The sequence below is a fragment of the Bacillus sp. ISL-57 genome (assembly GCF_018613135.1).
GTDB classification, from domain to species: Bacteria; Bacillota; Bacilli; order Bacillales; family DSM-1321; genus Peribacillus; species Peribacillus frigoritolerans.
The window spans coordinates 53,758-74,063 of the sequence record NZ_JAGGQV010000006.1; the positions used below are offsets into that span (position 1 = coordinate 53,758).

The window sequence follows — 20,306 nt, forward strand, 5'->3', positions numbered from 1 at the left end:
CACATACTATAATCCAAGTAAAGAAGTACTTCTTGGGAATAATAACTATAGATTATTTTTCTATGCACGTTATGCCCTGTGCACTGAATAAGTGTCACTTCAGCTTTTTTTGAAGAAAAAGCATTAGGGTAGAATTTCGGTTATTTCAAGATACTTGTGCATTAATAATCATCACTCGCATAAAACGGGGGAATTCAGCAAAACTGAATATCATATGGGCAACTATTAGAATGAGGTGACTTGATGAAGCCGAATGTAGAAGTCAGAAATGTCTCGAAAATTTTTGGCAAATCTCCAAAAGCAGCAACAGACTTATTGAAGCAAGGCAAAACGAAAAAAGAAATCTTGAAAGAAACGGGACAAACGGTCGGAGTGAATAATGTTAATTTCGAGATTTATCCCGGCGAGATTTTTGTCATCATGGGCCTATCAGGAAGCGGGAAATCCACATTGATCCGCATGTTCAATCGTTTGATCGATCCCACTTTGGGTGAAATCTTAATTGATGATGAAGATATCGTGAAGATGAACGCGGCCCGGTTAAGGGAAGTCAGACAAAAGAAAATAAGCATGGTCTTTCAGAACTTTGCTTTATTTCCGCATAAAACGATACTTGAAAACGCTGAATTTGGGCTCGAAATTCAAAAAGTTGATCCAGCAAAACGTCATGAAAATGCGATGAGGGCTCTTGAGGCCGTTGGATTGAAGGGCTACGAAAACCAGATGCCATCACAGCTTAGCGGCGGTATGCAGCAAAGGGTTGGCTTAGCCCGGGCACTCGCAAGTGATACGGATATCCTATTGATGGATGAAGCCTTCAGTGCCCTTGATCCATTGATTCGTAAGGATATGCAGGATGAACTGATTCAAATCCAAGATCAGTACAAAAAAACAATCATTTTCATTACCCATGATCTTGATGAAGCATTAAGAATCGGGGATAGAATTGCCCTAATGAAAGATGGAAGTGTCATTCAATTGGGTACCCCTGAACAAATCATGATGAATCCAGCCAATGAATTCGTCGAGAAGTTTGTGGAAGATGTTGATCTGTCAAAAGTATTGACAGCGTCTCATGTGATGATACGCCCAGAGAAGATTGCGGTGGACAGAGGCCCGAGGGTTGCCTTGGAAATCATGCGCAAACAAGGGTATTCAAGCATTTTCGTTGTGGATAGGAAGCAGAAGTTATTGGGGGCCGTGACTGCTGAACAGGCACGTCAGGCAATGAGCAATGATCAATCGATTTCTGAAGTGATGACAACTGATATCCCAACTGTAAAAGAGGATGAATTACTTGGAAACCTCATGGATGTTATGGCGACTTCAAGCTTGCCGATCTCAGTGATCGATGATCAGAACAGAATTAAAGGAATTCTTCTTCGCGGTGCCGTCATCGGTGCTTTGGCCGGAAATAAAGATTCCTTGAATGAAATGGAGAGTGAATAATTCAATGAATATGCCGAAAATCCCACTAGGAGCATGGGTCGATTCTTTAGTGGATTGGATTACCATTGTATTTGCTGGATTATTTACACTTATTACGAATGTGATCGAGGGACTACTGGATATCCTGGTCGATGTAATGAGTGCAGGACCTTCGATAATTTTAATCATCGTCCTGACCCTTCTGGTTACCTATACAAGCAAATGGACATTGGGATTATTTACATTAATCAGCTTACTATTGATTAATAATCTTGGTTATTGGGAATCAAGCATCCAAACACTGGCGATCGTTATTTTGTCAGGATTCCTCACCATATTGATCGGGATACCAATCGGAATATGGTGTGCCCAAAATAAAACCGTGCGCAATATCGTTACCCCGATCTTGGATTTCATGCAAACGATGCCTGCCTTCGTTTATTTGATTCCTTCGATTTTATTCTTTGGAATAGGGGTAGTGCCTGGAATCATCGCGTCATTCATTTTCGCGATTGCACCGACAATCCGTATGACCAATCTTGGGATTCAGGAAGTGCCTAATGATCTGATCGAAGCATCGGATGCTTTTGGTTCAACCACCAGCCAAAAGTTATTCAAAGTACAAATACCGTTGGCTACTCCAACGATTATGGCAGGAGTTAACCAAAGCATCATGCTGGCACTATCCATGGTAGTTACAGCTTCATTGGTTGGAGCACCCGGACTTGGGGCGGATGTCTACAGGGCAGTCAGCCAAATTAATGTGGGGCAAGGATTTGAAGCAGGATTATCCATCGTAATCATTGCAATCATACTCGATCGTATCACTCAAAACCTTCGTAAACCAGCTTACGAGCATATCGTTAGCAGGAAAATCATTTTTACAATATTGGCCTTACTAGTTGTGGGTACTGCACTATTCGGTACTTTTACAAAAGAAAAAGCCGTGGACGAGGATCAAAACAGTTTTGCTGCCAAAGCCAATTTTGAAATCATCGGAATTGAACCTGGAGCAGGAATAATGAAGCTGACTAAATCGGCTATAGATGATTATAAGCTAGATGATTGGAATGTGGTTGAAGGGTCATCGGCAGCGATGGTTGCAGAATTGAAAAAAGCAATTGATAAAGAAGAACCAATCGTCGTTACTGGCTGGTCACCGCATTGGATGTTCTCGACATATGACTTGAAATATCTCGAAGATCCGAATGGATCCTTCGGCAAGGCTGAAAACATCAATTCCATTGCCAGAAAAGGACTTGAACAGGATGCGCCAGGTGCCTATAAAATTCTTGATCAATTCTACTGGGAAACAAAAGATATGGAAGATGTAATGGTCAAGGTTGCTGATGGGATGTCTCCTTCAGAAGCAGCAGAAGAATGGATAAAGAAAAATCAGGACAAAGTGTCCAAATGGACCCAAGGAGCACAATCAGGAAATGGTGAAAAGATCAAACTGGTTTATGTTGCCTGGGACACTGAAATTGCCAGTACAAATGTGATTAGCAAGGTACTGGAGCAGAATGGTTATGATGTAACATTAAGCCAGGTTGAAGTGGGGCCAATGTTTGCTGGCGTTGCAAACGGAAGTGCGGACGCAATGGTGGCTGCATGGCTTCCGGGAACACATCTTGAATACTATAATAAGTATAAAGATGACATGGTTGACCTTGGACCAAACTTAAAAGGAACAAAACTTGGTCTGGTCGTACCGGATTACGTCGATATTGATTCAATTGAAGACTTAAAATAATAAGAAAAAAGCGGGAATTTCAGAAATGAAATTCCCGCTTTTTTTATTTTAATGGGGTGATGAGCTTTTTAAATACTTAACATCAATGGATGGTAACGAATTTACTCCTCAATTCCTCTTCCGTTACTTCGATCTTTCCTTTCAAATCTTCTGCCAGTAATACATAACTTTTCACACCAATGAATTCAGAATGCGAGATTAAAAAGAATTTTGTTCCTTTTTTATACGCAGATGGAACATCTTCAATCAACTTAAACATTTTCATCCTTTTTCCACCTTGGATATCATAAATTCGTAACGCATGTACTCATAACTAATTCGTGGCACAACTTCTTCTTTTCACTTTTTATATCATTGATATTTATGGGCGGTCAACTATTTTTACTGGTAGTTACAAGTACCGCCTGTACTTGCCATTTGTTTGTGAATTATGAGTATTCCTAACTTTCTGTGGAACTGGGCTATCGTTGAATGTTAAAATTCAGTTGGAAAACAGTGTTTCTTTATACAAAAGAAAGAGAAAAGAGAAGCGATGAGTTGATAAAGCAAAAAGTGATTTTGGAAGGTGTGGAAATATTGAAACCAATCATATTTGATGTAGATACGGGGATAGATGATGCCATGGCGATGGCATATGCTTTAAATTCCCCTGAGTTGGAAGTGCTCGGATTCACCACTTGCTTTGGTAACGTGCCCGTTGTTGATTCGACCCGTAATACACTTGCCGTCTTGGAGAAATTAAATAGCCGCATACCGGTATATGAAGGTGCTGACCAAACTTTGGTACGCGGAAGGAAGAAGCGGTATCCCAAGCATGTTCATGGGGAAGACGGGTTAGGAAATACCCTTCGGTTTGAACCAACCATCAAAGCATCACAAGGAAATGCAGCAGATTTCATTATCGATCAAGTGCAAAGCCGACCGCATGAAATTACGATCATTGCAGTTGGACCATTGACTAACATCGCTTTGGCGATCAATAAAGCGCCGATGATCATGTCGCTTGTAAACGAGGTCGTAATTATGGGCGGTGCCGTAAACGTACCAGGAAATGTAACCCCTTATGCTGAAGCGAACATAATATCAGATCCTGAAGCGGCACATCAGGTATTGACTTCAGGACTGCCAATCACCCTAGTGGGGCTTGATGTGACGCTGCAAACATATCTACTGAAATCGAAGCTTGATGATTGGCGTGCCACTGGTAAGGAAAGCGCCGAATTTTTAGCGGAAATGACCGATTATTATATGAAAGCATATGAAAACTCCCATCCAGGTTTGGGTGGTTGCGCTCTTCATGATCCGCTTGCAGTCGGGGTTGCGATTGATTCAAGTTTTGTCAGGACAGAATGGATGAACGTCAAGGTGGTGACCGAGGGTGAAGAAGCAGGCAGGACAATCGGCCAAAAGGATGGTGAACCTAGAATCCGTGTCTGTACGAATGTGGAAAGTGAGAGGTTTTTAAAACATTTTTTGGAACGGGTTATATGACTACCTGAAGGCTGCCACTCTTCCAAAAAAACATTGGGAAGTGCTGGACTGTTTTTGTTGGATATATCGATTCTCGCCATATGACAAGGATACCTGTCAGAATAAAGTTGAAAGTAGCATGGTAAAAAAGGTCTTCCATTTATTCTGATGTCCTTTTGTAAATGGTTTATATTGATCAATCATAAAAATGCTTATCAGACTTTAATCAAACGTTTGATTAATTTCGTAGAAAAGAAAGTCGAAAGTCACTATTATTATGGTGAAAACTATATTAACGGATAACAGTGCAGAAATATTGGGTATAAGGTACTTTTTTTATCATAAAAAAGTAAAATATTAAAAATTAATTTAAAAATGGGTTTAAAGGTTTGGGAAAACAGGTACATAGACTTTCGTAATGCCATATTTAGGTTTTTTTGCATAATTATAATTTACCATTTTTCGACTTTGCGCTTATTTATATGGCAGAAAATGTATGGTTCTATTAAAATGTACTATATAAGATAAAAGGAGGATTTTTTCTATGTCACAAATTCGCGTAACACCTTCGGAACTGAAAGATGTAGCTAGACAATATGATAATGAGAGCCAACAAGTAACGGATATGATTGGTCGTTTAGATAGAATGAGAGATCATTTAACTGGTATTTGGGAAGGTTCCTCCAGTGAGGCTTTCGTAGGTCAGTACGAAGAATTAAAGCCCTCATTCATGGATATGGCTCGCTTGTTGAATGAAGTTTCTCAACAATTGAATAAATCAGCTCAAATCCTTGAAGACACAGATAATCAGATTGCTAGTCAAATTCGCGGATAATCATTAGGTAAATGAGAAAAAGAATTTCTAGGAAAAAGCGCCGCGACTCTTTTTGAAGATCGTGGTGCTTTTTTGCTTTAAAAGAGGTGGTTTCCATATATATTCAACTAACGATCGATTTAAACAGGTATACAGGGGAAGTATTTGATTTGCAAGTGTCGAATTACCGCTCCATCAAGAAAGTTGTGGAGATAATATGGCAGGTAAAGGATATTGCCAGTGCACCTAAAGAAGGCTATTGGGTGCGGGTCCAGAATAAAGAGTTCGTATGTTCAGGTTATGAAACCCTGCTTGATAGCGGAATTACGACGGGGGACCGCCTTGAGATCCTCTAATGGATAGGTGTGGACTCTTTATAGGAAAAAAGTCTAAAGCCCTTTAGCAGGGGTAAAGGAGTTACATAAAATGGATAATAAACCATATCTGGAGAAAAAAACAGAAGCTGCAATTATGAAGGATGATAAGGGGCATTCGTTCGTTTTCCAACGGGCAAAACTATCGATGCAGGACCCACTGGAATTACAGCTTATTCATGAAGCGGATGATGTTCTTCAGAAACATATAGAAGTGACAGAGGACGAGGTGAAGATCAGAGTAAATCCACCAGCCTCTTTTTTTGTTTTTTCCAAAGCTAAAGATAAAAATCCATTGAGTAAATGGTTATCGTCTTATCAAATCCTGAAGAAAATAAGGAATCATGAATTGAATCGCCTGCAACTAGTCGTCTGTCCGGAAAATATCGTTTTTGATTCAAGCTTGACCCCATATTTCCTGCATTATGGCGTAAAAGACAGTTTGCCTCCTTATGAGCATAATCAAGATGAGTTATTTAAAGAAACGAAGGCAACGATTTCGGCGCTTGTGGATGGGCAGCATACATACGAAGAGTATCTGCTTTACCATAAAACACTGAAACTATCGAACGAAACACAAAGTATATTGTCATCGGGGACTTGGGATGAACTTTCCACGGTCATTCAAAACCGGATAGAAGCTTTAGAGAAGGAAGAAAAAGCATTTGTACATATCCCTGAAAAGAAATGGAAAACGGGCCGTTATACACTTTGGGGTACGGTGATCGTTCTAGTGCCACTGCTATTGTTTACGATTTACACACTATTTTTCTCTCAACCTAAGCAGGATGCATATGTAGAAAGCGGTGAAAGCTTCTTAAAACAAAAATACAGTGAAGTCATTGACCGGTTGGAAAACTACGATCCGAAAAAGATGCCGTACGTCGTTCAATATGAACTGGCGAAGTCCTACGTCACTTATGAACCGTTGGAGGGGATAGCCAGGAAGAATGTGGAAAATGCAATCACGTTGCAAACGGATAGTCAGTATCTCCTATATTGGATTTATATAGGCAGGGGCATGAGCGAGGAAGCAATCGATTTGGCGAGAATCATGGAGGATCGCGAATTGATTATGTATGGGCTGGTAAACCAGAAAGAACAGATTAAGTTGGACGATAGCCTATCTGGGGAAGAAAAGGAAACGCAAATTAAAGAAGTCGATACTGAGCTGTCCCAATATGAAAAGGAAAAAAAGGAATTGGATAAGCAAATGGAGGAACAGCAAGATCAGAACCCTGCTGCAACAGATTCGAATATGGAGGATAAAGGCGCAGCGGAAGCAAAACCTGCTGTAAAAGAAGAAGCGGAAAGCGAACCTGCTTCTGGGGGAAAAGAAGAAAGTAAGGATTCCTCCAAAAAATCAACTGAAGAAAAAGAGAAAAGCAAAGAGTGAGCAATGGGCCTTTTGCGGAGGTGAGATTTAATGAGTTTATTATGGATTTATTCTAGTGGGACCTATCAATCCTTTAAGATCAAGGATAATCATAACGGTCCAATTTCGATTGGGTCATCAAAACAGGATACAATCACCGTTTATTCCATTCCTTTTGAACAAGGTTCTATCAAGCTGAAAAAAAATGATGGACTTGATGAATATGAGGTGTTTAGAGAGGACAAGAAGCTTGGCGATGTAAAGCCATTCCATGGCTTCACCTTTCAAGAAGGAGAAGAAACGGTCGAAATTTTTTATACGTCAGACGAATTGGAAGAAAGCCTCTATTATATAGGCAACTTGAAAGAAATCACTTTATCGGCCAAGGCGGGAGCGACCATCCGTAAAGAAGGACCCGTTTCCGGCAATGACTTTTCCCTTGTGCTGCATAAAGGGCAGTGGCACATCATGCCAGGGGGAAATAGCAGGATATTCCTGAACGGTGAAAGGGTAACGAAGGCTGTTCCCATTCAAAATGGTGATTTGGTTTGCTGGCCGCATATGGTGCTGAGGTTGATTGAAGGCGACTTATTGATGATTCATAGCGCCGAAAGTTATGAAACATCATTAGCTAAGATGAAGAAGCCAATCTCTGAAATGAAAAAAAACTATCCACAGTATCGCCGGACACCAAGGATGATCTACGAATTGCCGGATGAGAAAGTGACGATTTCTTTTCCGAGCCAAGAAGCGGAAGATAATAATAGAGGGTTATGGTTAATCCTTATGCCGCCTTTAATGATGCTGATCGTCATGGGGGTCATCACGGTCATTCAGCCGCGGGGCATTTTCATCATCATATCGATTGTGATGTTCACGACGACTTTAGTTACCTCGACGGTACAATACTTTAAAGACAAAAAGAAGCAAAAATTCAGAGAAGAAAAACGCCAACGTGTATATACCAGGTATCTAGAGCAGAAGAGGGAAGAACTGCAAGAGCTGTCTGAAAAACAAAAGTATGTGCTGTTCTATCATTACCCTTCCTTTGAAAGGATGAAGCTTCTAACTGATAGTATTAGCGATCGTATATGGGAACGAACTCTGGAAAGTGAAGATGCTCTGCACTTTAAGATCGGAACGGCGACCATACCCTCAAGTTATCAGGTGTCGGTAAATAGCAGCGATATGTCCAATCGGGATATAGATGATTTACTTGAGCAGTCGCAGGAACTTGTGGATGTGTACAAAAACCTGGAAGATCTTCCATTATCGATCGATTTATCAAGCGGATCGATGGGCCTGGTCGGAAAGGAATCGATTGTAAAACGAGAGCTGCAGCAATTGATTGGGCAACTGGCCTTTTTTCATAGTTATCATGATGTTCGATTTGTCGCCATCTTTCCGGAAAAGGATTATCAGGAATGGGAATGGATGAAATGGCTCCCTCATTTTCAATTGCCGCATGTCTATGCAAAAGGATTCATATATAATGAGCAATCACGTGATCAGCTGCTGACCTCTATTTATCAGTTATTGAGGGAAAGAGATTTGGATGAGAACAAAGGGAAAGTGAGATTCACTCCCCACTTTGTCTTTATTGTCACGGATCGTAATTTAATTGCAGAGCATGTCATATTGGAATATTTAGAAGGCAAAACGGACGATTTAGGCATCTCGACGATTTTTGCAGCGGATGCAAAAGAAAGTTTGACGGAAAATGTCCATACGCTTGTTAAGTATATCAATGATTTTGAAGGTGAGATTCTCATCCAGCAAATGAAGGCCGTTCATACTCCTTTTAAACTTGATGCACATTCAAAAGAAGGAAATGAGCGTTATGCACGTACGCTCCGTTCATTAGATCATCAAAAAGGCATGAACAATTCCATACCAGAAACGGTTTCATTCCTTGAATTATTGAAAGCTCGTGAAGTGGAAGATCTGCCTATCAGACAAAACTGGCGGACCAATCCGTCTTCCAAATCCTTGGCAGTTCCGATTGGGTTGAAAGGGAAAACGGATAGGGTTGAATTGAACTTGCATGAAAAGGCGCATGGCCCCCATGGATTGGTTGCCGGAACGACAGGATCGGGGAAAAGTGAATTACTGCAAACTTACATCCTATCATTAGCCGTTCATTATCATCCACATGAAGTTGCCTTTTTGCTCATTGATTATAAAGGCGGTGGAATGGCACAGCCATTCAGGCAGATTCCGCATCTGCTGGGAGTCATTACGAATATTGAGGGAAGCAAGAACTTCAGTGCCAGGGCACTAGCATCCATCAATAGTGAATTGAAGAAACGCCAGCGCATGTTCGATCGATACGAAGTCAATCATATTAACGATTACACGGACTTATACAAAGAAGGCAAAGCGGATGAACCGTTACCGCACCTATTTTTGATATCAGATGAGTTTGCGGAACTTAAAAACGAAGAACCCGATTTCATCCGCGAATTAGTGAGTACGGCGCGAATTGGACGGAGCTTGGGAGTTCATTTAATTCTTGCTACACAAAAGCCGGGCGGTGTAATTGATAACCAGATTTGGAGCAATGCTCGTTTTAAAATTTCCTTGAAAGTGCAGGATGCCAGTGATAGTAAGGAAATTCTTAAAAATAGCGATGCGGCAAATATTACTGTCACCGGACGGGGATATTTGCAGGTAGGAAATAACGAGGTTTATGAATTGTTCCAGTCGGCGTGGAGCGGTGCCCCATACTTAGAGGATACGGTTGGATCTGAGGATGAAGTGGCACTTGTCACGGACCTCGGTCTTGTTCAAATCTCAAATGTATCGGAACAGGTCACTAATAAGAGGAAAGAAAAGATTAGTGAAATTGAAGCCGTGGCGGATCGAATTGTGGCGATACAGGAAGAAATGGAGATTAAGAAGTTGGCAAGCCCCTGGCTGCCGCCTCTTTCAGATCGTTTATCAAGAAACCCTGAGAGAAGCCTGACGATGAATCGATTCCACCTGGGAATGAAGGATGAGCCCGAATTGCAAAGCCAGACCAATTATGTCTATAACTGGATTGAAGATGGGAATATTGGGGTTTTTGGTTCTTCCGGGTACGGCAAGTCAACCACCGTTTTGACACTTCTCTTTAGTTTTGCAGATCAATTCACTCCTGAAGAACTGCATTATTATATTTTCGACTTCGGGAATAGCGCTTTACTGCCAATGCGCCAGCTGCCTCATACTGGGGAATACTTTAGGTTCGATGAGTTAAGGAAAATCGAAAAATTCATGTTATTCATGAAGGCGGAGATGGAAAGGCGTAAGCAGCTTTTTTCAGAAAAGGAGCTTAGTAACATAAAGCTTTATAATGCATTAGTGGAGGATAAATTGCCGATTATTTATATTGTGGTCGACAATTTTGACATAGTGAAGGATGAGATGCAGGATCAGGAAGCCCAATTCGTTCAGTTTGCACGTGATGGACAATCACTTGGAATCTTCATGATTTTAACGGCAACGAGAATCAATGCGATTCGCCAGCCGTTAATGAATAGCCTTAAGACGAAGGTCGTCCATTACTTAATGGACAGTTCGGAAAAATATTCTGTTTTGGGGAGAACCCCTTATGAAAATGAACCTGTTCCTGGCAGGGCGTTGGTGAAAAAGGACCAAACCTATCTCACCCAGATTTACTTACCAGCCGATGGAGCGGATGATATAGCCGTTTTGGAAGAAATGAAACAAGCTGTGGCAGAACATAAGATTAAGTATAAGGAAATGGACAAACCGCCGGCGATCAGGATGTTACCGGCACGACTTGATTCCAGCAGCTTCAAGAGTTACTGCCCACAAACCATTAAGAAGGATACCATTCCAATCGGGCTTTCAGAGGAAAGCGTTACACCTGTATTCGTGGAGTTGAATGCCAATCCATTCCTGCTTGTCGTAGGACAGTCACGTAAAGGGAAAACGAATGTCCTTAAAGTGCTGCTGGAATCGTTGCTTACACAGGCGGTCGGCGAAATTGGATTATTTGACGGAGTGGATCGCGGCCTATCTTCTTATGCTTTTGAGGAGAAGGTGAGCTATGTGGAAACAAAAGAGCGGATAACCGAATGGCTTGATCATATCACTGGAATATTTGAAGAACGTGAGCGAAGTTATCTTGCTGCATTGGAATCGAAACCGATGAAGCAACTGGAATTCCCACTGGTCATATTTGTCATAGATAGCATTTCAAGAATCCAACAAACGATAGACGGCAGGATTCAGGACAGGATCAGCAGTTTGATGAAACAATACAGCCATCTCGGGTTTAGTCTGATTGTCGCTGGAAATGCCAACGACTTCACGAAGGGGTATGATTCGTTGACAACCGAACTGAAACAAGTCAGACAGGCTGTTTTACTTCTTAAAAAATCGGACCAAAGCTTGTACACCCTCTCCTATTCCAGAAAAGAAGAAGAAATACAGCCGGGTTACGGATACTTTGTGCTGAATGGCCAGGAGAGTAAAATCCAAATTCCACTAAGTGAAGAAAGAAGGAGAGTGCAAGAGAGTGTCTGAAAAAATAAAACCGATGCTGTTAATCGGTAAAATACTGGTGATCTTAGCGCTGCCCATCTTGTTTTTTTCTTATATTGGCCAAAATCCAATGAAAAAGACAGAAACGGCTTCCCGTGAAATCGCCATTGTAAATGAAGATAATGGGACCGAATTTAACAATAACCCCATTTACATGGGCTCAGAACTTGTTACTACACTGGACAAGGATTCTGAATATGAGTGGTTTGTGGTAAATAGAAGTACGGCGGAAAGTGGACTTGCAAATGAAAAGTACGATGCAGTCATATATTTTCCATCCGATTTTTCAGAGAATATTTATACGTTTGATGATGAACAGCCTGTAAAGGCGGGGATAAAGTACAAGGTACAACCTAGTTTGAATGCAGAGAACATGGAAAAGGTACAAAAGGAATTAGAGAAAACAAAGAGCAAAATGAATAAGCATATTTCAACACAGTATTGGAGCTATGTTTCCCAATCGGTCGAGGACATCCGTAAGAAGTTCGATAATGTCCTTGCTAAAGAAATCGCTTTTCAAAACACGATGTATGAGTTCTATACTCCAAGCTCGGAAAGTCTTGCAGGCGAAATCAAGCAGCATAAGGACATGCTTGAAGGAATTTTTGCCGAGACGAAAGATGCTGGCAAAACAAGTACTGAAACAATGGATGAAATAGGGAACACGAAGACTCAAATGGCTTCATTTGTGAAAGATGTTGTTTCTTTTGAGGAATATCAAAAAGCTCAAAGCATCCTTTTTGAGAAGGCCTCTGCCCAAAATCAGCAGCTTGTCATGGAGAGTGTGCAGTCATACGACAAGGTGCTGAATGAGGGGAATCAAACTATACCAGAGATTCAGCAAGGGATGAATACGAAATACAGCCTTAATGATCAAAGCATTAGAGAAAATGTTGGAATCATGCAGCAGAAACTTGATTCCAGCAGTAATGAATTGGAACAATTTTCAACAAGCATGAAAGACAAACAAGTAGAACAAATTACGAAAATCACTCAAGATCAACAAAGCTCGATTGAACAATTGAAACAATCGGAAGAGGCGGGTCTTGATAACCTTCAGTCAACCTTGCTTATGCAAAGAGGAAATCTTGCAAGCAGCTCTGGTGATGGGGAGGATATAGGTGAAGGAACGACGCCTATAGAGGATATTGAAACGGAAACGGGAAAAGGTGAATCAGCTGCTGCACCTGACAAGAAGGACCCGATTGATGAACTGTCCCTCCAGGTACTGCTGGATCAAATCAATGGGATCAACACGGCACTTGAAAGCTTGGTGCCGGCAGAAGGAAGCGAAGGAGCTGCTGAACAAGTCAACATCCTTACAGCGGAACTCCAAACGGAAATCAATAATCTCAGCGGAACTGTAAGCGGCAGAACGGGTAATTATAACCAAGTGATAACGGAGTTTAATACACTGGTAGATTCATATAATGACCTGCTGGCGCAGTTTACGCAATTACAAGCTGATTATAATGAACTCGGCACGAATTATAAGGATTTAGGTGACCAATGGAAAAAGTCACAGGAAGATATTCAAAAATTACAGGACATCCAGAGTATGACAATCGAAGAGGCCATCGCAGAAATCAAGACTCTCGAACAGTCACTTTTAGAAAAAGTGGGGGGAGAAAGGCGAGCGGTGCTTGTGAAGGCCTTCGAGAATCCTATCACCAATCGGGATTCAACTACCCTCCTTGCCTATTACGGTTCACTCTCATCTTATGGTGAATTGGCTGAAAGAGTCACCGAAGCAAATGTAGATAAGATATTTGCAGCCAATATAAAAGAATTGGAAAACTTGAAAAATGGGGTTTCCGGAAATGTAGATGAAGAAGCGAAACTCGTTAAAGCCAGTTTAGCAGGAGTCAATGAGAACTTCGGGATGTTCTCGGAATCCATTATGGGTTATATGAAAGAATATGATGCTAACGTTGAAAAGGGGCAGAAAGCCACTTTAGCTGAATTGGCGGCAATTACCGGCAAGGCTCAAGAGGTGTCTGCCAATTTGTCGGATGATATGGAAGTTCCTGAGATGGAGGCCGAACCGCCAGTTAACCTTGATGGAGAAATGTTTGTATCACTTCAAGACAATACGGCAACAACTGTCGGCTTCATTTCCGAGCTTGTCAATTCTGTAGCGGAAAGACAGGAAACGGTCACGAAGGATACAGCAGACCTGCAAGCGAAAGTGGGATCCGTGCAGGAAAGGGCCGATCAGCTTAATGATAATTGGTCCCAAAATGTAGACTCAACCGAAAAAATCAAGACGGACGTATATAGCGTCTTGAACAACACCCTAGTTGATGATCAGGAGAACGGGTATGTATACGAATATTTAGCGAATCCCGTACAGATCAGCGGGGAAGTCCTTCATCAGGAAAAGGTTAATATCCCGCCGATCGTCATGTTGGTGATCATACTCATTTCTGGGATATTGATCGGTTTCTTCTTGCATCATTATGAAACCATTCCAATGATGGTCCATGCGGCCTTGTTTACCTTATTGAATCTGATCGTAGGTTTAATCATCAGCATGTATGGCTTGAAGATCTATCCACTGGGAGATATGCAGGAGATTAAATGGACCGTCTTCACCGTCCTGCTTTTATTCTTCTGTTCAGCGTTTACCAGATTTGCCTTCTCGATTGGGCCGTTTGTCGGTGCTATCCTGGTGATTGGGTTGATCAGTTTCTTTACCATTCCATTATTGGATTTAATCATGCCTAATTTCAATGTAGACCACCCTGTTGCGGACGTATACATGTCCATTCAATTCGGTAATCAGTCGGCATTCATTCCGGCTAGTATCATCTTGATTGTACTGACGCTTATCGCAACGGTCATTCCATATATAGTGAAGCGTCTTGCAGAAAGAAGAGCAATGGCCCATGAAGTGGAATAAATACGTAATGCCTGTCTTGCTCATCCTGTTTTTCAGCCATGCACCTCATGGCGGGGCGGAAGAGGAACCGATCGTGGAGCCCAATGAATATCAAGAAAACGATATTGATATTCAAACGGAGTATTTCCATGAAGAAGGATTGTTGGAACAGAAGCGGAAACTGCCTGAAGAACAAAAGGACCTCACTTTTGAAAGAGGGAAATATGATGCCATTGACTCGGTGAAGGACTCACTGTTTCAGTCTCCTGTAATGGAGAATCAAAATAATACCATCGCTTCAAAATCAGAACAGCTTGGATTATTCTCGGAGGTCCGCATTCCAACGAGAAACGAAGAAGAAACAGAGCCTTCGCTTAATTTTGACCTGACTGTATTGTTAGGCATCGTTTTGGCACTTTTGGTCGGTTGTTTGTTTTTTATCCTTATCCCGAAAATGGGGAAGCTGAATGGAGAGGTTAAACGAAAATGAAAACAGCCCGATTCCCCTCAGGAATCGGGCTGTTTTGACTACATATCCATAACGGTTTTAATAAGCCCTAAAAGAAGGGCGGCTGCGAAGATCAAAATGAAGAATTTTTTATACATGATCAGTACCTCTTATATCTTAGGAGTGGATTGCATTCATTTTAGCATAAACAAGGCGGAAAAGAAGTTTACTTAAGAATATACAGATCGGAAGTGCGTGGCTTCATTGCCCTGATGACAGGAGCGGGAAAAAGGAAGAGGAATCCCCCTTTCGTGTCATTTAACCAAATCAGGATAAACAGTCTTTGCTGCGAGTTCAACAGCTTCGGTATTAAACCGAAATCCCTATTAAGCTGAAAGGCTGACCTTTTTCTGCAAGGTTCATATTCACTAAGCAAACAGTTAACCCTGCCTTTTTCAGTAAGCCGCTATAATATTTTTAGACAAATTCGTTTATGGTTTTCCGGTTATCTAGTAAACTTACAATGTAAGGTTCAATTGGGTCTTAATGTAAAATGCGTGATATAGAGAAGACATGAAATAATAGTGATAATGTGAATCCCGGGAGGTAGAGAATGATTTATAAGCAGGTCAATCAAAAACTGGAAATGGTTCTAGGGAATATCGAAAAGGTGATTATCGGAAAACGGGATATAGCAGAACTAAGCATCGTAGCACTCCTTTCCGGCGGACATGTCTTATTGGAGGATGTTCCGGGTGTGGGAAAGACAGTCATGGTAAGGGCATTGGCAAAATCAATAGGTGCAAGCTTCAAGCGAATTCAATTCACGCCCGATTTACTTCCTTCGGATGTTACTGGCGTTTCGATCTTCAATCCTAAGGAACAAGAATTCATCTTTAGGCCAGGTCCGATAATGGGCCATATTATTTTAGCCGATGAAATAAACCGGACCTCGCCGAAAACCCAGTCTGCATTGCTTGAAGCGATGGAAGAGGCAAGTGTGACGATTGATGGTGTCACAAGAGGATTGGAGAAGCCCTTTTTCGTAATGGCGACACAAAATCCAATCGAATACGAGGGAACATATCCGCTGCCGGAGGCTCAATTGGATAGATTCCTATTAAAAATGAAAATGGGCTATCCAGGTGTGGAAGAAGAGATAGAGGTTCTTCATAGGGCCCAATACACGGCACCGCTAGAGGAATTGGAATCCGTCATCACCTTGGATGAATTGATAGAATTACAGGCTGAGATAAAAGCGGTGATAGTGGATGACACAATAAAACGATACATTGTTGAATTGGCGAATCAAACACGTTCACATGAATGGGTCTACTTAGGTGTGAGTCCCCGTGGATCGATAGCATTGATGAAGGCAGCCCAGGCTTACGCGCTGATCAAGGGCAGGGACTATGTCCTGCCTGACGATGTTCAATATTTAGTGCCATTCGTATTTTCCCATCGGCTTATTTTGAAGCCAGAAGCGAATTATGAGGGCTTCGATGCTGGAATGGTGATACATGAAATTGTCGCGACAACAAAAGTGCCTGTGAAGCGGGCTGTAACCTAATGCGAAGATTCATCAATATTCTAAGGGGAAATATGAGTGTGATCGGACTTGTATTGCTCATGACCGTTTCCTTTTGCTATGCAATGTTTCAAGGCGGTTTTGTCAGTTGGTTCATTTTTTATTCATTTTTGCCGTTTTCTGTGTACGCTTCGATCCTGCTGTTTTATCCGCTCCATGATTTTACGGTTGAGAGAAAGGTCAATAAACGGGAATGCCAGGTTGGTGAATCCGTTGAGATAGCATTGACGTTTACGCGTAAAAACAGGCTGCCCCTATTATTTATGGTGGTAGAGGAGGAATTGCCTCAGGAGATGGAAGATAGGGGACTACAAAGGAAAATAATTATCTTTCCGGGATTCAAGCGTACCTTCAGCATGTCATATACCTTGGAAAACTTGCAGCGGGGAGAGCATTCGTTTCAATCGATCCGCTTTTGGATTGGGGACTTTTTCGGGCTGGTCGAAAAGGAAGCGATATATAGTTCACCTTTGAAAATAACCGTTTTTCCTCGATATCACGAGCTTTCCTACAGTGATCTTGATCGAGTGTTCAATCAGGGGGCAGTGGTTTCAACAAAGAAAACACAACGGGAACATTCTGTGGTCTCCGGTGTAAGGGAATATCAGCCAGGCGATCAATTGTCTTGGATTAACTGGAAGGCGACTGCCAGGACGAGTGAAATCATGACGAAGGAATTCGAGGTGCAGAAAAACCGGGATGTATTCATCATGCTTGATGAAAGGCCTTCTGATTTATTCGAAGAATCTATTGAAATGGCAGCTTCCATTGCCCATGCCATGTTAAAGAAAGGCATGGAAATTGGGTATGTGAGTATGGGGTCGAGGTTAATCATACCGGCAGCAGCAGGCAACAAACAGAAACGAAAGATTTTTTACCGGCTTGCTAAAGAAGAGCCGGGTGTTATAAACGCGTTGAACGAAAATGTCAGGAAGGGAATTCTTCCGGCAAACGCTGCCGTGATATTCATCGTTTCAGACTTAACCTTAGAAAAGGTGGACTTATTGAGTGCTTTCCGGCCTAATCAGGGATTGATGTTATGCGTGAAGAAACAGGCAGATCTTACTGATGAGGAAAGGTTTTCAATTTCTACAGCTGTTTCGAGGGGGATAAAGGTTAGCTTTTTTGAACATGGCCAACTAAAGTTTGACAGATCGGAGGTGATGGCGAAGTGAATGTCACTACCGAAAAATTGGAAAAGTTCATGCACGTCCTCATGTATGTATTTGGTCTGTTGTTGATTACTGAATGGTTAAGGCCTGTCGATAGACTTACCGATACAGGTAATATCATCATTTTTATCTTATTTTTGCTCTACTCCCTGCTACTGCATTATTTCCGCATACATTGGTCGATCCGATTTATTCTCATTAGTGCATATATAATGATTTCATTACAGTTCCTCCATTCAAAAGAGGCTTTATATCAATTGTCATGGCTGAAAGGGTTTCTAGCGGATTTTAAGGGCAATCTTGGTTTTATATATGATGGGAATTGGGAGTTGATCACGAATCCATTTCGAACGTTTCTATTTTTTATCCTTCTTTGGCTTGTGACATATTTGATCCATTACTGGGTGATGGTGAGGCAAAGCATCTTTTTCTTTTTTATGTTAACGGTGATTTTTATATCTGTACTCGACACATTCACTCCTTATGCGGGGGATAGTGCAATGATAAGAATCATCATCGTCGGGTTTTTGATGCTCGGCTTGCTTTCCCTGCTGCGGCTAACGATACAGGAGAGGATTGATTTTCCGATGGCTTCCATCAATAAGTGGATCTTGATGCTGACCGGCATGATATTGGTAAGTGTCCTTGTCGGTTTTGCTGCCCCAAAGCTCTCTCCGCAGTGGCCGGACCCGGTGCCTTATATTTCTTCCTATTCTGATAAAGCTGTGAAAGAAGACGGTGATTCGAAGCGTAAAAGTGTCGGATATGATGAAGACGATTCGGATCTTGGCGGTTCGATAGAGCCGGATAGCTCGATCGTTTTTTATAATAATGCTCCTGCAGGACATTACTGGAAAGTCGAGAACAAGAATATTTATACCGGTAAAGGGTGGGTTTCCATACCGGAAACGGAATTTCACACTTTTTCCAACGGGCAGGATACGGCAACGTTAGATATTTACGACGTTCCTGAATTGGTGAGGACTGAAGAAATGACCGCAAAAGTATCCATGACGGAATCATATTCACATATCCTTCATCCGCAGTCCGGGTATGTAAAAAAGATTGAGGGCAAAAATGGGCAGGATTTCAAGTATTATCAGGGTATGGACAAATTTATTTCCGAACAGGGTAATGGCGAACGACTTTCCTTGAAAGAGTATGAACTGGTTTATGATATGCCGAGTTTTGATATAGCTGGTTTAAGGAAGGTGACGGAACCCGACGATTCCATGGATTTATTAATGGAAAAAAACACTCAGCTTCCAGAAGGGTTGCCAAACCGGATATTTGAATTGGCCTCCCGGCTTACAAGGAATGAAACGAATTGGTACGATAAAGCAAAAGCCATTGAGGATTATTTTGACGGAGCTGAATTCATTTACTCCAAGGACGATATTCCGTATCCAGAGAGCAATCAAGATTATGTCGATCAATTTTTATTCGAGACACAGATAGGGTATTGCGATAATTTTTCAACTGCCATGGTCGTATTACTAAGGGCCGCCAATATACCTGCAAGATGGGTAAAGGGCTATACCGAAGGGGAAAAATCAATCCTTGATGGTGAATCCGTTTATAAGGTGACCAATAATAATGCACATTCCTGGGTCGAGGTTTATTTTTCAGGGATAGGCTGGATTCCCTTCGAGCCGACAAAGGGTTTCGATGGGGAAGTTGAATTTTACGATTCGGAATTGAAACAGGAAGCAATCAAGAACTCGGAAGAAACCCCGACTAATGAAGAGCAAACAAAGAAAGAGGCCAGGGAACGCCAAGATACACCTGATAGGGAAACTCAATCCTCCGTGAAAACGGGTTTTGGGAACATGGAAGGGTTCTTAAAATGGTCTGCAATCACATTATCAAGTGGATTGATTTTTGCTTCTCTCGGTTATTTCCTCAGAAGGAAGTGGATTCCTCTTCTGCAGATTCTTCGTTATAGAAAGAAAACCGGTGCTCATTTCTCGACAGCTTATTTAATATTATTGAAACAATTAAAACGGGCTGGTTTAGTTCGGCCGGAGGGGCAAACCTTAAGGGAGTACGCCGCCTATGTGGATGCAGTGTACGCTACAGATGAGATGAGTGAATTGACGGCTGGATACGAGTTAATGATATATCGCGGAGATGCGGAAGATGGGGAATGGAAACACTTTCAAAAGGGTTGGGAAAGCTTAATGAGAAAAACTAGCTCTTGACCAGGTTTTTATTATATTGATACAATAACAAAAACTAACTTAAACAAATATATCCTTCATATATCCTCGATAATATGGATCGAAAGTTTCTACCGAATCACCGTAAATGATTTGACTATGAAGGCGGATTTTAACAGGAAAGCTGAAAATCTGCCTTCGTCTGTACTTTTTCTGTATTTTTGAGGGTGGATTTTTAGTTTTTCTTTTTTTATGATAATATTTTTTATAAGAATTATCACTCGATTTTATGA

Annotated in this window: 13 protein-coding genes and 1 riboswitch; of the genes, 12 read left to right on the forward strand and 1 reads right to left on the reverse strand. The window is 41.5% G+C overall.

Annotated features, from left to right (window positions below; translation table 11 throughout):
• Positions 1 to 243 precede the first annotated feature (243 nt).
• Positions 244 to 1,449, forward strand: coding sequence for a quaternary amine ABC transporter ATP-binding protein (locus J7I90_RS11200; protein WP_214771582.1), 1,206 nt, complete (start codon positions 244 to 246; stop codon positions 1,447 to 1,449).
• 4 nt (positions 1,450 to 1,453) lie between these two features.
• On the forward strand, positions 1,454 to 3,181 hold the full coding sequence (locus J7I90_RS27780) for a glycine betaine ABC transporter substrate-binding protein (protein WP_214771584.1): 1,728 nt from the start codon (positions 1,454 to 1,456) through the stop codon (positions 3,179 to 3,181).
• 82 nt (positions 3,182 to 3,263) lie between these two features.
• On the opposite strand, the gene J7I90_RS11210 is transcribed toward J7I90_RS27780, so the two are convergent.
• Positions 3,264 to 3,446: a hypothetical protein gene (locus J7I90_RS11210; protein ID WP_034306173.1), complete on the reverse strand. Its 183-nt coding sequence runs from the start codon at positions 3,444 to 3,446 to the stop codon at positions 3,264 to 3,266.
• 311 nt (positions 3,447 to 3,757) lie between these two features.
• On the opposite strand from J7I90_RS11210, the gene J7I90_RS11215 reads away from it, so the two are divergent.
• The 10 genes from J7I90_RS11215 to J7I90_RS11260 all read left to right on the forward strand — a co-directional run bounded on the left by J7I90_RS11215 (position 3,758) and on the right by J7I90_RS11260 (position 20,055).
• Entirely contained in the window at positions 3,758 to 4,672 is a 915-nt protein-coding gene (locus tag J7I90_RS11215; RefSeq protein WP_214771616.1) for a nucleoside hydrolase, read from the forward strand.
• A 523-nt stretch (positions 4,673 to 5,195) separates the two neighbouring features.
• Positions 5,196 to 5,486: a WXG100 family type VII secretion target gene (locus tag J7I90_RS11220; RefSeq protein ID WP_034306171.1), complete on the forward strand. Its 291-nt coding sequence runs from the start codon at positions 5,196 to 5,198 to the stop codon at positions 5,484 to 5,486.
• Between the two features lie 95 nt (positions 5,487 to 5,581).
• On the forward strand, positions 5,582 to 5,821 hold the full coding sequence (yukD, locus tag J7I90_RS11225) for an ESX secretion system protein YukD (protein ID WP_053537134.1): 240 nt from the start codon (positions 5,582 to 5,584) through the stop codon (positions 5,819 to 5,821).
• A 70-nt stretch (positions 5,822 to 5,891) separates the two neighbouring features.
• Positions 5,892 to 7,235 (forward strand): type VII secretion protein EssB, encoded by a 1,344-nt coding sequence (gene essB, locus J7I90_RS11230; protein WP_214771586.1) that lies wholly within the window; start codon positions 5,892 to 5,894, stop codon positions 7,233 to 7,235.
• Positions 7,236 to 7,265: 30 nt separating this feature from the next.
• Complete coding sequence (gene essC / locus J7I90_RS11235) at positions 7,266 to 11,747, forward strand: type VII secretion protein EssC (RefSeq protein ID WP_214771588.1); 4,482 nt, start codon at positions 7,266 to 7,268, stop codon at positions 11,745 to 11,747.
• Positions 11,740 to 14,667: a type VII secretion protein EsaA gene (gene esaA, locus J7I90_RS11240; protein ID WP_214771591.1), complete on the forward strand. Its 2,928-nt coding sequence runs from the start codon at positions 11,740 to 11,742 to the stop codon at positions 14,665 to 14,667. The genes essC and esaA overlap by 8 nt, the downstream gene beginning before the upstream one ends.
• The gene (gene essA, locus J7I90_RS11245; protein ID WP_214771594.1) at positions 14,654 to 15,136 is read left to right on the forward strand and encodes a type VII secretion protein EssA; all 483 of its coding nucleotides are present in this window, start codon (positions 14,654 to 14,656) and stop codon (positions 15,134 to 15,136) included. The genes esaA and essA overlap by 14 nt, the downstream gene beginning before the upstream one ends.
• Before the next feature lie 571 nt (positions 15,137 to 15,707).
• On the forward strand, positions 15,708 to 16,664 hold the full coding sequence (locus J7I90_RS11250) for an AAA family ATPase (protein ID WP_214771597.1): 957 nt from the start codon (positions 15,708 to 15,710) through the stop codon (positions 16,662 to 16,664).
• 32 nt (positions 16,665 to 16,696) lie between these two features.
• A complete protein-coding gene (locus tag J7I90_RS11255) occupies positions 16,697 to 17,857 on the forward strand; it encodes a DUF58 domain-containing protein (protein WP_214771600.1) in 1,161 nt (386 codons plus the stop codon).
• The gene (locus tag J7I90_RS11260; protein WP_214771603.1) at positions 17,854 to 20,055 is read left to right on the forward strand and encodes a DUF4129 domain-containing transglutaminase family protein; all 2,202 of its coding nucleotides are present in this window, start codon (positions 17,854 to 17,856) and stop codon (positions 20,053 to 20,055) included. Before J7I90_RS11255 ends, J7I90_RS11260 begins: the two co-directional genes overlap by 4 nt.
• Before the next feature lie 36 nt (positions 20,056 to 20,091).
• A riboswitch (purine riboswitch) is annotated at positions 20,092 to 20,193 on the forward strand.
• Positions 20,194 to 20,306: the final 113 nt, after the last annotated feature.

What these genes read in the sequence shown, in the direction of transcription:
- essB (WP_214771586.1), top strand. Translation starts at nt 5,892, where the DNA reads ATGGATAATAAACCATATCTGGAGAAAAAAACAGAAGCTGCAATTATG.
- essC (WP_214771588.1), top strand. Translation starts at nt 7,266, where the DNA reads ATGAGTTTATTATGGATTTATTCTAGTGGGACCTATCAATCCTTTAAG.
- J7I90_RS11220 (WP_034306171.1), top strand. Translation starts at nt 5,196, where the DNA reads ATGTCACAAATTCGCGTAACACCTTCGGAACTGAAAGATGTAGCTAGA.
- J7I90_RS11255 (WP_214771600.1), top strand. Translation starts at nt 16,697, where the DNA reads ATGAGTGTGATCGGACTTGTATTGCTCATGACCGTTTCCTTTTGCTAT.
- J7I90_RS11210 (WP_034306173.1), bottom strand. Translation starts at nt 3,446, where the DNA reads ATGAAAATGTTTAAGTTGATTGAAGATGTTCCATCTGCGTATAAAAAA.
- J7I90_RS27780 (WP_214771584.1), top strand. Translation starts at nt 1,454, where the DNA reads ATGAATATGCCGAAAATCCCACTAGGAGCATGGGTCGATTCTTTAGTG.
- J7I90_RS11200 (WP_214771582.1), top strand. Translation starts at nt 244, where the DNA reads ATGAAGCCGAATGTAGAAGTCAGAAATGTCTCGAAAATTTTTGGCAAA.
- J7I90_RS11250 (WP_214771597.1), top strand. Translation starts at nt 15,708, where the DNA reads ATGATTTATAAGCAGGTCAATCAAAAACTGGAAATGGTTCTAGGGAAT.
- essA (WP_214771594.1), top strand. Translation starts at nt 14,654, where the DNA reads ATGAAGTGGAATAAATACGTAATGCCTGTCTTGCTCATCCTGTTTTTC.